The organism is Pseudomonas sp. lyk4-R2A-10 (assembly GCF_030209075.1).
Classification (GTDB): Bacteria; Pseudomonadota; Gammaproteobacteria; order Pseudomonadales; family Pseudomonadaceae; genus Aquipseudomonas; species Aquipseudomonas glycinae.
Map to the genome: position 1 here is coordinate 48,220 of NZ_JARVSR010000006.1, position 14,307 is coordinate 62,526.

Sequence of the window (14,307 nt, forward strand, 5' to 3'; positions counted from 1 at the left end):
GTTGTGCTCCAGACAGTCATCGAGTGTTTTGCCGGATTGATTGAAATGGCGCGTCCAGGTGCTGGGCGCGTTTAAGACTGCTTGGAGGTCGAATTGAACAAAGACATGAAAATCCTCATCGTTGATGACTTCTCAACGATGCGGCGGATCATCAAGAACCTGTTGCGTGATCTCGGGTTCACCAACACCGTTGAAGCCGACGATGGCACTACTGCCATTCCGGTGCTCAACAGCGGCAGCATCGACTTTCTGGTGACCGACTGGAACATGCCCGGCATGACCGGTATCGACCTGCTGCGCCACGTGCGCGCCGATGAAAAGCTCAAGCACCTGCCGGTGCTGATGGTGACCGCTGAAGCCAAGCGCGAGCAGATCATCGAAGCGGCCCAGGCCGGCGTTAACGGCTACGTGGTCAAACCTTTCACGGCTCAGGCGCTGAAAGAAAAAATCGAGAAGATTTTCGAACGCATCGGCTGATGACGCGCGGGGGAGCTATGGAGCATAACGAATCTTCACAGGGCGACTTCGAGTCGACTCTGAAAAAACACGCCGTCGAACTGGTCGAAAGCCTTGAAAAAGGCAAGTTCGGCGACGCCGTGCAACTGATCCATGAGCTCAATCAGACCCGTGACCGTGGCCTGTACCAGGAAGTGGGCAAGCTCACGCGTGAACTGCACAGTGCGATCGTCAACTTCCAGATCGATCCGCACATGCCGCAGGCTGAGGAAGTGTCGCAAATCACCGACGCTACCGAGCGCCTGGGCTACGTGGTCAAACTGACCGAAGCTGCCGCCAACCGCACCATGGATCTGGTGGAAAGCGCGACCCCCGTGGTCAATGGCCTGGCTGACGAAGCCCAGGCCTTGAGCGCCGATTGGGGCCGCTTCATGCGCCGTGAGGTCGGGGCTGAAGAGTTCCGTGAGCTGGCGCGCCGGGTCGACGGTTTTCTGGCACGCAGCAGCGCGGACAACCGCGCGGTGTCGAGCAATCTGAACGACATTCTGCTCGCCCAGGATTACCAGGACCTCACCGGTCAGGTGATCAAGCGCGTGACCCAATTGGTCACCGAAGTCGAAAGCAACCTGCTCAAGCTCGTGCTCATGGCCAGCCAGGTGGACCGCTTTGCGGGCATCGAACATGACCGTGCGGCGATGCTTGCTGAAAAAGATCCACAAAAACATCTCTCGCAGGGTGAAGGTCCGCAGATTCATGCCGATAAACGAGAAGACGTTGTGTCCGGTCAGGACGATGTGGACGATTTGTTATCCAGCCTTGGATTTTGAGTTTTTTTGGGTTTTTAGACCTGTAGGAGCACCCCATTAATGAGCTTCGGCGCCGATGAAGAGATCCTTCAGGATTTCCTGGTTGAGGCCGGCGAGATTCTTGAGCAACTGTCCGAACAACTGGTCGAGCTGGAAAGCCGCCCGGATGACGCAGATCTGCTCAACGCAATTTTTCGCGGTTTCCACACTGTAAAAGGGGGCGCCGGCTTCCTTCAGCTCAACGAGCTGGTGGAGTGCTGTCACATCGCCGAAAACGTGTTCGACATCCTGCGCAAGGGTGAACGACGCGTCGATGCAGAACTGATGGACGTGGTGCTTGAAGCGCTGGACGCGGTGAACAGCATGTTCAGCGAAGTCCGCGATCGCAGCCCGATCACCGCCGCCACCCCGGAACTGCTGGCCGCCCTGGCGCGTCTGGCCGAACCGCAATCGGCGGATGAAGCCCCGGCTTCGCCGGTTGCCGAGATGATCGAAGAACTGGTCGTCGAAGGCGATTCGGGCGACATCACCGATAACGAATTTGAACAGCTGCTGGACTCGCTGAACGCCGTCAAGGCCGAAGCCGAAGCCCCGGCTGCTGCTGCACCTGCTTCCACCGGAGCGGCCAGCGATGAAATCACCGACGCCGAGTTCGAGTCGCTGCTCGACCAGTTGCATGGCAAGGGCCAGTTCGCGGCCGACGCCGTGGCTCCGGCTGCTGCGGCACCTGCTGCTCCGGCGGCGGGCGACAGCTCGGACATCACCGACGACGAATTCGAAGCCTTGCTCGATCAGTTGCATGGCAAGGGCAACTTTGCTGTTGATGCGCTGGAATCGGCGATTGCTTCGGTGCCTGCGCCGGCTGCTCCGGCAGCGGCTGCGGCCGGTAGCGATCTGATCACCGACCACGAGTTCGAATCGCTGCTCGACGATCTGCATGGCAAAGGCAAGTTCACTGACGTCGCCACCGGTGCCGTCGTGACTGCCGGCAGTGCTTCGGCAGTTGCAGCGCCTGCTGCGAAGGCCCCGGCCGCTGCGGCAAAACCTGCTGCAAAAACACCTGAGCCGAAAGCTGAACCGGCCAAGCCAGCCGCTGCGGCACCGGCTCCGGCCCGTGCACCGGCGACGCCGCCACCGGAAAAACCGACGACTGAAGCCGAGACCACCGTGCGTGTGGACACCGCACGTCTCGACGAAATCATGAACATGGTCGGCGAGCTGGTGCTGGTGCGTAACCGTCTGGTGCGCCTGGGCCTGAACAGCGGTGACGAGTCGATGCAGAAGGCCGTGTCGAACCTCGACGTGGTCACCGCCGACTTGCAGACCGCGGTGATGAAGACCCGGATGCAGCCGATCAAGAAAGTCTTCGGCCGCTTCCCGCGTCTGGTTCGCGACCTGGCACGCCAGCTCAAGAAAGAGATCAACCTGGAACTGGTGGGCGAAGAGACCGACCTCGACAAGAACCTCGTCGAGGCACTGGCCGACCCGCTGGTCCACTTGGTGCGCAACGCCGTCGACCACGGCATCGAGTCGCCGGAAGAACGCGAAGCCTCGGGCAAGGCCCGTGGCGGCAAGGTGATCCTGGCGGCCGAGCAGGAAGGCGACCACATCCTGCTGTCGATCTCCGACGACGGCAAAGGCATGGACCCGAACGTCCTGCGTGCCATCGCCGTGAAACGCGGTGTGATGGACAAGGATGCCGCCGATCGTCTGAGCGACACCGAGTGCTACAACCTGATTTTCGCCCCGGGTTTCTCGACCAAGACCGAGATCTCCGACGTGTCCGGCCGCGGTGTCGGCATGGACGTGGTGAAGACCAAGATTTCCCAGCTCAACGGTTCGATCAACATCTACTCGACCAAGGGCCAGGGCTCGAAGATCGTCATCAAGGTGCCGCTGACGCTGGCGATCATGCCGACCCTGATGGTGATGCTCGGCAACCAGGCGTTCGCGTTCCCGCTGGTGAACGTCAACGAAATCTTCCACCTCGACCTGTCGACCACCAACGTGGTGGACGGCCAGGAAGTGGTGATCGTGCGGGACAAGGCGCTGCCATTGTTCTACCTCAAGCGCTGGCTGGTCAGCTCCGCCGCTCACGAAGAGCAGCGCGAAGGCCATGTGGTGATTCTTTCGGTGGGCACCCAGCGGATCGGCTTCGTCGTCGATCAACTGGTCGGTCAGGAAGAAGTGGTCATCAAGCCATTGGGCAAGATGCTCCAGGGAACCCCGGGCATGTCCGGCGCCACCATCACCGGTGACGGCCGCATTGCACTGATTCTCGATGTTCCGAGCATGCTCAAGCGTTACGCCGCACGGCGTATTTGAATCCGGGGTGGCGGGGCGACAACGTCCCGCCGCACCTAATGGAGTGTTTATGGCAGTCAAAGTCCTGGTGGTGGACGATTCGGGTTTTTTCCGCCGCCGCGTCTCGGAAATTCTTTCAGCGGATCCGAGCATCCAGGTTGTCGGCACGGCAACCAACGGTAAAGAGGCGATCGATCAGGCCCTGGCCCTCAAGCCGGACGTGATCACCATGGACTACGAGATGCCGATGATGGATGGCATCACGGCCGTGCGGCACATCATGCAGCGCTGCCCGACCCCGGTGTTGATGTTCTCCTCGCTGACGCACGAAGGCGCCCGGGTCACCCTGGATGCGCTGGATGCCGGCGCGGTGGATTTCCTGCCGAAGAATTTCGAAGACATCTCCCGCAATCCGGAGAAGGTCAAGCAACTGCTGTGCGAGAAGGTGCACAGCATCTCGCGCAGCAACCGTCGTTTCAGTGCCTACAGTGCGCCGGCGCCTGCCGCTGCACCTACGCCTGCACCGATTCCGGCAGCAGCGCCGTCGAGCTTTGGCAGCCACAGCGCTCCGGCCCGTCCGGCTCCTGCGCCTGCACCGACTCGCGCGCCAGCGGCCAGCGCTTCGTCGCCAGCGCCGAAACGCAAGAACTACAAGCTCGTGGCGATTGGTACATCGACCGGCGGCCCGGTAGCGCTGCAACGGGTTCTGACTCAATTGCCGGCCAGCTTCCCGGCGCCGATCGTGCTGATCCAGCACATGCCGGCGGCCTTCACCAAGGCCTTCGCCGAACGCCTGGACAAGCTATGCCGCATCAGCGTCAAGGAAGCCGAGGATGGCGACATCCTGCGTCCGGGCCTGGCGCTGCTGGCACCGGGTGGCAAGCAGATGATGATCGACGGCCGAGGCGCAGTGAAAATCTTGCCGGGCGACGAGCGTCTGAACTACAAGCCGTGCGTGGACATCACCTTCGGTTCCGCAGCCAAATCCTACAGCGACAAAGTTCTGGCGGTCGTACTGACCGGCATGGGCGCCGACGGCCGTGAAGGCGCACGCCTGCTCAAGCAGGGCGGCAGCACGGTCTGGGCCCAGGATGAAGCCAGTTGCGTGATCTACGGCATGCCGATGGCCATCGTCAAGGCTGACCTCGCCGATGCGGTGTACAGCCTGGACGATATCGGCAAGCACATCGTCGAGGCGTGCGTCTGATGGATGTTCTAAGCCTTATCGGGATCATCATGGCGTTCGTCGCCATCATTGGCGGCAACTACCTTGAAGGTGGTCACCTCGGCGCGCTGGCCAACGGCCCGGCAGCGCTGATCGTGCTCGGTGGCACCATCGGTGCCGCGCTGCTGCAATCGCCGATGAGCGCGTTCAAGCGCGCCATGCAGATTCTGGCCTGGATCTTTTTTCCGCCGCGGGTGGACCTGGCTGGCGGCATCGACCGCGTGGTCAACTGGAGCCTCACCGCCCGCAAGGAAGGCCTGCTGGGTCTGGAAGGCGTGGCGGATGCCGAGCCCGACGCCTACTCGCGCAAGGGCCTGCAACTGCTGGTCGACGGCGCCGAGCCGGAAGCGATCCGCAGCATCCTCGAAGTGGATTTCTACACTCAGGAAGCCCGCGATGTCGAAGCGGCCAAAGTGTTTGAAAGTATGGGCGGCTACGCGCCGACCATCGGCATCATCGGTGCGGTGATGGGTCTGATCCACGTGATGGGCAACCTGGCCGATCCGTCGCAACTGGGCAACGGTATTGCGGTCGCGTTCGTTGCCACCATCTACGGTGTGGCCAGTGCCAACCTGATCCTGTTGCCGGTGGCTGCCAAGCTCAAGTCAATCGCGTTGCGACAGTCGCGTTATCGCGAAATGTTGTTGGAAGGGATCTTGTCGATCGCTGAAGGTGAAAACCCACGCTCCATCGAGTTGAAGCTCCAGGGCTTCATGGATTAAGGGACTGACCTCATGGCACGTCGTCGCCAGCATGAAGAGCACGTAAACCATGAACGTTGGCTGGTTTCCTACGCCGACTTCATCACCTTGCTCTTTGCCTTTTTCGTGGTGATGTACTCCATCTCGTCGATCAACGAAGGCAAGTACAAGATCATCTCCGAAGCGCTGATCGGGGTCTTCACCGACTCCGACCGCGCGCTCAAGCCGATCCCGATCGGTGAAGAACGACCGAAGACCGTGACCCCGGCCAAGCCGCTGGTCAAGGACGCCGAACAGGTTGACGCCGGCATCGCCGGGGCCAGCGATCCGTTGAAAAGCATCGCCGATGACATCAGTGCCGCGTTCGGCGACCTGATCTCCTCGAACCAGATGACCGTGCGCGGCAACGAGCTGTGGGTCGAGATCGAACTCAACTCCAGCCTGTTGTTCGGCAGCGGTGATGCGATGCCGAGCGACATCGCGTTCAACATCATCGACAAGGTCGCAGCGATCCTCAAACCGTTCGACAACCCGATCCACGTCGAAGGTTTCACCGACGATCAACCGATCCGCACCGCGCAGTACCCGACCAATTGGGAACTGTCCTCGGCGCGTTCGGCGAGCATCGTGCGCATGTTGGCCATGCAGGGTGTGAACCCTGGCCGCCTGGCCTCGGTGGGCTACGGCGAATTCCAGCCGGTGGCCAACAACGCCACCGCCGAAGGTCGGGCGAAGAACCGTCGCGTGGTGCTGGTGGTGTCGCGCAATCTGGATGTTCGTCGCAGCCTGACCGGCACCGGAACCGCCCATGCGCAACCGGATGCCGCGTTGAAGCGTGCTGGCACACAAACTGCACCGACCCCGGTCAAGACGCCGGGACGCGAGAGTGCCGTCAATTCTCCGTCGCCCGCATTAATACGCTGAACCATGTCTCGGCCGAGTATTCCGGCCGGGAGGAACGATCCGAATGAGAGTCTGGGCAGTCGCCAATCAAAAGGGTGGTGTTGGTAAAACCACTTCTTCCATCGCTTTAGCCGGTTTGCTGGCAGAGGCGGGCAAGCGCGTGGTCGTGGTCGATCTCGACCCGCACGGCTCGATGACCAGCTATTTCGGTTACGACCCCGACAGCCTGGAACACAGCAACTACGACCTGTTTCTGCACAAGGGCGGCGTGCCACAAGGTCTGCCGGGCCAACTGCTGCTGTCGACCAGCGACGAACGCATTTCCCTGTTGCCGTCGAGCACCGCGCTGGCCACCCTCGAGCGCCAGTCGCCGGGGCAGAGTGGCCTGGGTCTGGTGATCGCCAAGAGTCTGGCGCAACTGTGGCAGGACTTCGATTACGCGATCATCGACAGCCCGCCGTTGCTCGGCGTGTTGATGGTCAACGCCTTGGCCGCGAGTCAGCAACTGGTGATCCCGGTGCAGACCGAGCACTTGGCCGTCAAAGGCCTGGAGCGCATGGTCAACACCCTGGCGATGATCAACCGCTCGCGCAAACAGGCGCTGCCGTTCAGCATCGTGCCGACCCTGTTCGACCGCCGCACTCAGGCGTCGATGGGCACCTTGCGCGTGCTGCGTGACAAATTCCCCGACGAGATATGGCAGGGTTACATCCCGGTCGATACCCGTCTGCGCGACGCCAGTCGTGCCGGTGTCACCCCTTCGCAGTTCGACGGCAAGAGCCGTGGCGTGCTGGCTTATCGCGCGCTGCTCAAGCATCTGCTGGCGCAGCAACTCGTTCCGCAGGTGGCTTGAGCATGAATCGGCCGATCAAGCTGACGTCGAAGCCGCAACTGGCGCTGCAGTCCTATCTGGACGGCTTGCTGCAGGAAGTGACGGACGAGGTCGAGCAGGAAATCGCAGCGCCGGTCGAGGTGGTCGAGACCACTGCGGCACTCGATGAATTCCAGGCTGCCGTGCTTGAAGAACAGGCCCGGGATGCGCAAAAAGCCGCCCGGCCGATCGCCCCGGTTGCAGCGCCTGCCGCTGTGGCGGCCAAAGCGCCCGCGACCCTGATCAAAGAGCCTGAGCCGGTGCGCGTGATCTCGCCCCTGGCACCGCTGTTGCAAACTCAACTTCTGCAAACGCCTCCGGTTCCGGCAGCGCCAGAACCCGAGCCTGTAGCGCCTGCGCCAGCGCCGGTCGAACCAACCCTGGTTGCGCCGCTGGTGGAAGTGCATCTGCCGCCCAGCAACACGCCGCCACCGGTAGAAACCGACGGTCGTCCGGCCTGGGCTTCGGAAGCGTTCGAATGCCTGCTGTTCGACGTCGCCGGGTTGACGCTGGCGGTGCCGCTGGTGTGCCTGGGGTCGATCTATTCGCTGGCCGGCCATGAGCTGACGCCGCTGTTCGGTCAGCCGGAATGGTTCCTCGGGATTCTGCCGAGCCAGGCCGGAAATCTGAAGGTGCTGGACACCGCACGCTGGGTCATGCCGGACCGTTATCGCGACGATTTCCGTCAGGGTCTGCAATACGTGATTTCGGTTCAGGGTTACGAGTGGGGCCTGGCGGTGCATCAGGTCAGTCGCTCGTTGCGCCTGGACCCGAATGAAATCAAATGGAGAAGTCACCGGGGTCAGCGGCCATGGCTCGCCGGCACGGTGATTGAACACATGTGCGCCTTGCTCGATGTTTCCGCACTGGCCGAGTTGATCGCCAGCGGTGGGGCAAAGCACATGTCCGGCAGTAAGCCGAACCACAAACCGACATAAAGACAGTACCGGCATTCAAATGCCGGCGAACGAAACACACACCGCCAGGCGCGGTTTTTCGAGGGGCTAGGGTATGAACGACAAGGCTACGGCGGCAAAGGGTTCCGAAGATCCGATCCTGCAATGGGTGACCTTCAAGCTGGACAACGAAACCTACGGCATCAACGTGATGCGCGTTCAGGAAGTCCTGCGCTACACCGAGATCGCTCCGGTTCCGGGTGCGCCAAGCTACGTACTGGGCATCATCAATCTGCGCGGCAACGTGGTGACCGTGATCGATACCCGTCAGCGCTTCGGCCTGATGAGCGGTGAGATCAGCGACAACACCCGTATCGTCATCATCGAAGCCGACAAGCAGGTCGTGGGCATCATGGTCGACAGCGTGGCTGAAGTGGTTTACCTGCGTCAGTCGGAAATCGAGACCGCACCGAACGTCGGTAACGAAGAGTCGGCCAAGTTCATCCAGGGCGTTTGCAACAAGAACAACGAGTTGCTGATCCTGGTCGAGCTGGACAAGATGATGAGCGAAGAAGAGTGGTCGGAACTGGAGAACATCTGATTGATTCTCGAGGTAGCGGTCATTGTCCTGTTCCTGTTCTGGGCAGGCACGCTGGCAATGTTTCTGGCGTACATCAAGGCGCAGCGCGTGATCGCTGCGCAACAGGCCCAGGGCGATGCGCTGCGTGATCAGCGCATCAGGGACCTGGCCAAACGTGTCGACGATTACCAGAACGGCAACGTGCGCATGGGCGAAGCCCTGCACGAGCTGCGCGCGGTAGTCAGTCCGATTCCGGACAAGCTTTCCCAGCTCGAACAGCGCGATCCTTCCAGCCTGTCATTCGCCCAGGCGGCGAAACTGGTGGGAATGGGCGCGAGTGTCGATGAGCTGACCCAGTCCTGCGGGTTGACCCAGGCTGAGGCGGAGTTGATGCGCAAGCTGCATAAAAGCTGAAGCAAAGACCAGATCAAAAGATCGCAGCGTTCGGCAGCGTCTACAGAGGTGTTCGATCCCTGTAGGCGCTGACGAACGCTGCGATTTTTTCCGTCATCTCGTTATCGCCATGATTGAGTGCCAGGCCCCTTCCTGGTCAAGGCGCAACCTTCCTTGAGTAAGCGATCCGTCGGTAGAGTGCTTTTTGTTCGCCGGTGCCACCTTTGTGTGCGTCACCCCAAGCCACTACTCTTGCATCCTCCCTCAGTGCGACGAATGTTCGAGTCCCTCCATAGACAGCCCGTACGTTTTGAAGCAGAGGAGCAACGTTGCTGCTGTCACCGCCTGCCTCAGGGTCTCCCCAGGCGACGGCTTCCCCGTTGCTGCGTAAGGCGACGGCTGCCTCATGATTGGTACTTATCCCCACCACATCTGTCAGCGCTTTGATCGTATCCGGCACGTTGGCAGCCGCGCCGGCTCCCCATGCATCCACCTGACCATTGGCGCGCAGTACCACAAAACCATCCGATGTCGGACTAAAATGCACGATGTCTCTGTATTCAGTAATGGGGGCGGGAGGCGTATCCCAGGTGAAGTCTCCCCAGCCATCAACTTGGCCACTCGCCTGACGTACTGCGAATGCACCCGCATTACCCTGTATATTGACAATGTCCCTCAACCCGGCAATACGTTCAGGCATGGGGGCAATACGGCCCCAGACGGCAACACTTCCGTCATCGCGGCGCAGGGCGTAAGCGAAGCCGCTGCTTGCCAATTGAACGACACCGCTCATCTTGCCGATGTCATCAGGCAAAGCACCGCCATAATCCGGGTGGCCCCAAGTCACCACGTGACCATTCTTGCGTATGGCTGCAAATGCAAACTCTGATCCCTGGACATGCACAATGTCGGAGAGTCGGGCAATCCTGTCTGGAAGATCCCCTCCCGTTTCCTTTAATCCCCATGTCACGAGATTTCCCGTGGACAGGAGTGCCGCAAATGCATAGGCCCCTCCGTACAGAGCGACAATGTCGGTTCGCTTTGCAATCTCCTCGGGGACGCAGGAGCTGGGATTTCCAGCGCTGCCCCAGGCCAGGACGTTCCCTTTTGCGCGCCTGACCGCAAAAGCGGCCATGGAAGATGCCACTTCGCGAATATCCCTGAGGCCGGCCAGTTGGGGAGGCAAATTACCGCCATTTTCCCCCCAGCCCCATGCGTGCAGTTTTTGATCATTACGAAGAGCGCACAGGGCAGGGAAGTTGCCAATGATGTTCGAACGGGAGAGGACCAGCCTCTGCTTCCCCGAGGTGACAAGCAGGGGGTGCGAGGGGTTGGTATCAAAGAAATCGATTCCCGTTACAGATTGATCGTGATCTTCGTATTGCCAGACAGCCTCAATTGGCTCAAGGGTCCGGGCGTTCAGAGACACAAGTCTGTAGCTGTTGGAGCGAAAGGTGCCGACCACTCGATGACAGGCGCGTGCGCCCAGAACGAGCAGCTCGTCTTCTGCGACGGGGTTTTGTGGCCCTGTACCATCAACCTTTGCTGATTTTCTGATCATCTCGGGATGCGCCTCCTCAGCCGCTTCTGAGTGACAGGAGATCAGGCATCTAAGCGCTCCAGAGTGCGGGATGTCTACTGTCAGATTTGACAGTGGAGACATAAGGTTGGGGTGTGAGGGCGCGCGATGGCTCAGCGTGCGAGGTAATCATCTCCGCGATCGGTTACATCCTTTTCCGACTCTGCTGCAGGCTGGTCCTGACCTGCTGGAAATTTTCCTTTGAGATTCCAGGCAAACGCGATGATCTCGGCGATCGTGCGGTACAGCTCTTCGGGGATGCTGTCGCCCAGTTCCATCCGCGCCAGCAACTTCACCAGCTCGGCGTTTTCGTAGATCGGCACTTCACAGTCGCGGGCGATCCGCAGGATTTCTTCGGCCAGTTCTTCGTCGCCCTTGGCGGTGAGGGTCGGGGCGTGGTTGCCGTCGTATTTGAGGGCGATGGCCTGGCGTGGAGCGGTGGTGTCATTCATGCGGTTTCATCGACCCAGCGGTGTTCGAGGCGGGTTTGGATGCCTTGCGGCGGGGTGCCGAGGTGGCAGTCGAGGTCGCCGACGTTCAGCCCGGAATCCAGCAGACGGTGGCGCAGTGCGCTCAGGTTGTTTTCGATCAGGCTCGCGGTGTACGGCCGCTCGGCCCACAACTGGCTGGACAGGCTGCCGCTGATCAATTGCGCCTGAATCTGCATCGGCCCCAGCGGTTCCATGTCGAACGCCAGATCGACGCGCCACAGTTGCTGCTTCGGTTCGCGCTCATCGCGGCGCTGCTCGTTGGCTTCCTGTTTCTCCGGTGCTTCTTCGCGCTGGAACTTGACCTGCAACGGCACGATGTCCTGCAGGTTGCGCATCGGGATTTCCAGTTGCCAGGTGCTGAGCAGACGGCCGTCGTCGGTCACGCCGGTCTGTTCCAGACTCGACAGCTGATGACTTTGCAGGCGCGAAACGGCAGCTGCGGCCAGGCGCAGCAAATTTTCCAGATCGCCTTCGCCTTCCAGACTTTGCAGCAGCCGGTCGGGCAGCGGGAAACTGCTCGGCACCGGTTTCGCGCTGACCTGACCGAGCATGCCGAGGGCGTTGCGCACGAAGCTCGGCAACGCCTGGGCCAGGGTGTTGGCGGCGATGATCGCGTTCAGGTTGGTGTTGCCGGGCAGGCCGGGGGTGAGCTGGGCGATCAGCTTGAGCAGATCGGCTTTCAGGTCCGGGGCCAGCGTCGGGTTCTGCCCGGTCAACAGCTTGGCCTCGAGGAACACGCCGCTGTTGGCCAGCGCCTGGGCCAGACCTTTCGGTGTGCTCAGTTGCTGCACGTCCGGCAGATTGGCGAGCAGTTTGTCCACGGCGGCGCGCAAATCCTGGGAGGTCTGATCGGTGGCGGGGGGCAGGCTCTGGAGCATTTTCAGCAAGCCATCGAGCGAACCCTGACGGCTTTGCTGACTGACCAGTTGCTGGCTGACCGCCAGTTGTTCCTGGCGATTGCTCAGCGGCAGAAACTTCAAAGTCTGCGAGTCCTGCACCAGCGCCGACAGCAAGGTGCCGATGCGCAACGGTTGCGGGCTGTCGATGCTCAGGGTGGTGCCGCTCAACGCGGTGTTGAGCAGGCTGACCATCGAGCGGTACACCGTCGGTTGCCCCGGCACCTGCGGCAAGACCTGAGCCGTCAGTACCTTGCCTTGCAGCAGCGTGCCGACCGGCAGTTGCGCGGTGTCGATGCGGGTGAGGGTGGCGACGCTGCTGGCGATGGCCTGTTGCACGGTGATCGCCAGATTGCCCGCCGACGGCTGGGTGATCGCCAGGCTGGTGCCCTGAGGCAGCGGCAGATTGCTGGTCGCCTGCACGGTGGTTTGACGACCGCTGTCCAGTGTCACCTTGAGCAGCAACTCAAAGGTCTGATCCGCCTGCTTGAGTGACAACACCTCGGCCTTGGCGCTCTGGCCAGCGGCAATCAGCCCGTCGACCGGCGTCAGCAACTTCAGCAGCTCACCCGCCTGCGGGCGAACGGTCGCCGGGGTGGTGGGCGGGAGCGGGAGGATGTTCATTTCGCCTGTCATACGCGGACACAACCTGAGGAAAATGCACTCGGGAGAGCGGGGGGCGCCATGTATAATGCCGCCCGTCCTTCCATTCGTTCAAAAAACATAGCAATTGTTTGACGCAGCTCTCTGGATTGAGCCGTCATTGCATTTATGCTGCAACTCTTTAACGGCCGCGCCAGAGCCGACTTGAACCGTATAAGGCCCGTGAACCCTTGACCAGTCCTGTCCTGCAAACCGTTGCCCTCGCGTGTGAGCGTGATCTCAGACTGCTCTTCGATAATCTCGAATTGAGACTGGCCAGTGGCGATATGGTGCAGATCAGCGGCCCCAACGGCAGCGGCAAGACCAGTTTGCTGCGTTTGCTGGCCGGTCTGATGCAGCCGACCGACGGTCAGGTGCTGCTCAACGGCAAGCCGCTAGGCGAGCAACGCAGCGAGCTGGCGCGCAATCTGTTGTGGATCGGCCATGCTGCCGGGATCAAGGACTTGCTCACCCCGGAAGAAAACCTCACCTGGCTCTGCGCCCTTCATCAACCCGCCGAACGCGACGCGATCTGGCAGGCCCTGGCGGCGGTTGGATTGCGCGGTTTCGAGGATGTTCCCTGCCACAGCCTGTCCGCCGGCCAGCAGCGCCGCGTGGCGCTGGCGCGGTTGTATCTCGATAGCCCGCCGTTGTGGATTCTCGACGAACCGTTCACCGCGCTGGACAAGCAGGGCGTGGCACAGCTTGAAGAACACCTGGCCGGGCACTGCGAACGGGGCGGCCTGGTGGTGCTCACCACCCACCACACGCTGAGCCGTATGCCGGCCGGTTATCGCGACATCGATCTGGGGAATTGGGCGGTATGAGTGTGTTCGGCCTGCTGGTTGCCCGTGAATCCCGACTGCTGTTCCGCCGCCCGGCGGAGCTGGCCAATCCGCTGATTTTCTTCGCTATCGTCATCGCGCTGTTCCCGCTGGCCGTCGGACCGGAAACTCAAGTATTGCAAAACTTGTCTCCGGGGTTAGTCTGGGTGGCGGCACTTTTGTCGGTCCTGCTCTCGCTGGACGGGCTTTTCCGCAGTGATTTCGAAGATGGCTCCCTTGAACAGTGGGTCCTTTCGCCGCACCCCCTGCCACTTCTGGTATTGGCCAAGGTGCTGGCACACTGGCTTTTTTCCGGGCTGGCACTGGTTTTGCTCTCGCCGTTACTGGCGTTGATGCTCGGGTTGCCGGCTGCGTGTCTGCCGGTATTGCTGCTTTCGTTGTTGCTGGGAACACCGGTGCTGAGCTTGCTCGGTGCGGTGGGCGCGGCGCTGACGGTCGGTCTGAAACGCGGTGGCCTGTTGCTGGCGCTGCTGATTCTGCCGTTGTACATCCCGGTGTTGATCCTCGGCAGTGGCGCCTTGCAGGCGGCGTTGCAGGGCATGCCGGCGCTTGGTTATCTGTTGTGGCTTGGCAGCCTGACCGCCCTGGCAATAACCCTGACACCTTTTGCAATAGCGGCTGGCCTGAAGATCAGCGTCGGCGAATAATGAGGTCTGGTTAAAATTTAACCAGCAAAGACCCTGAGACTGCTCACACCGATGAGCGGCACCCGTGATGGA

The 14,307-nt window shown here is 61.1% G+C and carries 15 protein-coding genes; 12 read left to right on the forward strand and 3 right to left on the reverse strand.

Translation table 11 applies throughout. From position 1 onward, the window contains the following. Positions 1 to 105 precede the first annotated feature (105 nt). The 10 genes from QRN46_RS09500 (at position 106) to QRN46_RS09545 (ending at position 9,156) form a co-directional block, all read left to right on the forward strand. Positions 106 to 477, forward strand: coding sequence for a chemotaxis response regulator CheY (locus tag QRN46_RS09500; protein ID WP_003183998.1), 372 nt, complete (start codon positions 106 to 108; stop codon positions 475 to 477). A 17-nt stretch (positions 478 to 494) separates the two neighbouring features. Next, entirely contained in the window at positions 495 to 1,283 is a 789-nt protein-coding gene (locus tag QRN46_RS09505; RefSeq protein ID WP_011333071.1) for a protein phosphatase CheZ, read from the forward strand. A 39-nt stretch (positions 1,284 to 1,322) separates the two neighbouring features. After that, positions 1,323 to 3,587 carry a chemotaxis protein CheA gene (locus tag QRN46_RS09510; RefSeq protein WP_285354580.1) on the forward strand — a complete coding sequence of 755 codons (2,265 nt, stop codon included), beginning with the start codon at positions 1,323 to 1,325 and terminating at the stop codon, positions 3,585 to 3,587. A 49-nt stretch (positions 3,588 to 3,636) separates the two neighbouring features. Beyond that, positions 3,637 to 4,773: a protein-glutamate methylesterase/protein-glutamine glutaminase gene (locus tag QRN46_RS09515; protein ID WP_011333073.1), complete on the forward strand. Its 1,137-nt coding sequence runs from the start codon at positions 3,637 to 3,639 to the stop codon at positions 4,771 to 4,773. Next, entirely contained in the window at positions 4,773 to 5,513 is a 741-nt protein-coding gene (locus QRN46_RS09520; RefSeq protein ID WP_011333074.1) for a flagellar motor protein, read from the forward strand. The genes QRN46_RS09515 and QRN46_RS09520 overlap by 1 nt, the downstream gene beginning before the upstream one ends. Before the next feature lie 12 nt (positions 5,514 to 5,525). Next, the gene (gene motD, locus QRN46_RS09525) at positions 5,526 to 6,416 is read left to right on the forward strand and encodes a flagellar motor protein MotD (RefSeq protein ID WP_011333075.1); all 891 of its coding nucleotides are present in this window, start codon (positions 5,526 to 5,528) and stop codon (positions 6,414 to 6,416) included. A gap of 43 nt (positions 6,417 to 6,459) precedes the next feature. After that, positions 6,460 to 7,248: a ParA family protein gene (locus QRN46_RS09530; RefSeq protein ID WP_011333076.1), complete on the forward strand. Its 789-nt coding sequence runs from the start codon at positions 6,460 to 6,462 to the stop codon at positions 7,246 to 7,248. A gap of 2 nt (positions 7,249 to 7,250) precedes the next feature. After that, positions 7,251 to 8,204: a CheW domain-containing protein gene (locus QRN46_RS09535; RefSeq protein WP_221615225.1), complete on the forward strand. Its 954-nt coding sequence runs from the start codon at positions 7,251 to 7,253 to the stop codon at positions 8,202 to 8,204. Positions 8,205 to 8,277: 73 nt separating this feature from the next. After that, positions 8,278 to 8,763: a chemotaxis protein CheW gene (locus QRN46_RS09540; RefSeq protein ID WP_007959223.1), complete on the forward strand. Its 486-nt coding sequence runs from the start codon at positions 8,278 to 8,280 to the stop codon at positions 8,761 to 8,763. Further along, positions 8,764 to 9,156, forward strand: coding sequence for a DUF2802 domain-containing protein (locus tag QRN46_RS09545; protein WP_011333078.1), 393 nt, complete (start codon positions 8,764 to 8,766; stop codon positions 9,154 to 9,156). 136 nt (positions 9,157 to 9,292) lie between these two features. Here the strand turns inward: QRN46_RS09545 and QRN46_RS09550 are convergent, their stop codons facing one another. The 3 genes from QRN46_RS09550 to fliK all read right to left on the reverse strand — a co-directional run bounded on the left by QRN46_RS09550 (position 9,293) and on the right by fliK (position 12,737). After that, positions 9,293 to 10,696 carry an RCC1 domain-containing protein gene (locus QRN46_RS09550; RefSeq protein ID WP_285354581.1) on the reverse strand — a complete coding sequence of 468 codons (1,404 nt, stop codon included), beginning with the start codon at positions 10,694 to 10,696 and terminating at the stop codon, positions 9,293 to 9,295. Positions 10,697 to 10,827: 131 nt separating this feature from the next. Continuing rightward, a complete protein-coding gene (locus QRN46_RS09555) occupies positions 10,828 to 11,166 on the reverse strand; it encodes an EscU/YscU/HrcU family type III secretion system export apparatus switch protein (protein ID WP_011333080.1) in 339 nt (112 codons plus the stop codon). Further along, complete coding sequence (gene fliK / locus QRN46_RS09560) at positions 11,163 to 12,737, reverse strand: flagellar hook-length control protein FliK (protein WP_285354582.1); 1,575 nt, start codon at positions 12,735 to 12,737, stop codon at positions 11,163 to 11,165. Before fliK ends, QRN46_RS09555 begins: the two co-directional genes overlap by 4 nt. 197 nt (positions 12,738 to 12,934) lie before the next feature. Between fliK and ccmA the strand changes: the two genes are divergently transcribed. Continuing rightward, a complete protein-coding gene (gene ccmA, locus QRN46_RS09565) occupies positions 12,935 to 13,570 on the forward strand; it encodes a cytochrome c biogenesis heme-transporting ATPase CcmA (protein ID WP_011333082.1) in 636 nt (211 codons plus the stop codon). Then, complete coding sequence (ccmB, locus tag QRN46_RS09570; protein ID WP_011333083.1) at positions 13,567 to 14,235, forward strand: heme exporter protein CcmB; 669 nt, start codon at positions 13,567 to 13,569, stop codon at positions 14,233 to 14,235. The genes ccmA and ccmB overlap by 4 nt, the downstream gene beginning before the upstream one ends. Positions 14,236 to 14,307: the final 72 nt, after the last annotated feature.

Bases quoted from the DNA above. Each gene is read 5' to 3' on its own strand.
- QRN46_RS09500 (WP_003183998.1), top strand. From the start codon at position 106: ATGAAAATCCTCATCGTTGATGACTTCTCAACGATGCGGCGGATCATC.
- QRN46_RS09505 (WP_011333071.1), top strand. From the start codon at position 495: ATGGAGCATAACGAATCTTCACAGGGCGACTTCGAGTCGACTCTGAAA.
- QRN46_RS09510 (WP_285354580.1), top strand. From the start codon at position 1,323: ATGAGCTTCGGCGCCGATGAAGAGATCCTTCAGGATTTCCTGGTTGAG.
- QRN46_RS09515 (WP_011333073.1), top strand. From the start codon at position 3,637: ATGGCAGTCAAAGTCCTGGTGGTGGACGATTCGGGTTTTTTCCGCCGC.
- QRN46_RS09520 (WP_011333074.1), top strand. From the start codon at position 4,773: ATGGATGTTCTAAGCCTTATCGGGATCATCATGGCGTTCGTCGCCATC.
- motD (WP_011333075.1), top strand. From the start codon at position 5,526: ATGGCACGTCGTCGCCAGCATGAAGAGCACGTAAACCATGAACGTTGG.
- QRN46_RS09530 (WP_011333076.1), top strand. From the start codon at position 6,460: ATGAGAGTCTGGGCAGTCGCCAATCAAAAGGGTGGTGTTGGTAAAACC.
- QRN46_RS09535 (WP_221615225.1), top strand. From the start codon at position 7,251: ATGAATCGGCCGATCAAGCTGACGTCGAAGCCGCAACTGGCGCTGCAG.
- QRN46_RS09540 (WP_007959223.1), top strand. From the start codon at position 8,278: ATGAACGACAAGGCTACGGCGGCAAAGGGTTCCGAAGATCCGATCCTG.
- QRN46_RS09550 (WP_285354581.1), bottom strand. From the start codon at position 10,696: ATGATCAGAAAATCAGCAAAGGTTGATGGTACAGGGCCACAAAACCCC.
- QRN46_RS09555 (WP_011333080.1), bottom strand. From the start codon at position 11,166: ATGAATGACACCACCGCTCCACGCCAGGCCATCGCCCTCAAATACGAC.
- fliK (WP_285354582.1), bottom strand. From the start codon at position 12,737: ATGACAGGCGAAATGAACATCCTCCCGCTCCCGCCCACCACCCCGGCG.
- ccmB (WP_011333083.1), top strand. From the start codon at position 13,567: ATGAGTGTGTTCGGCCTGCTGGTTGCCCGTGAATCCCGACTGCTGTTC.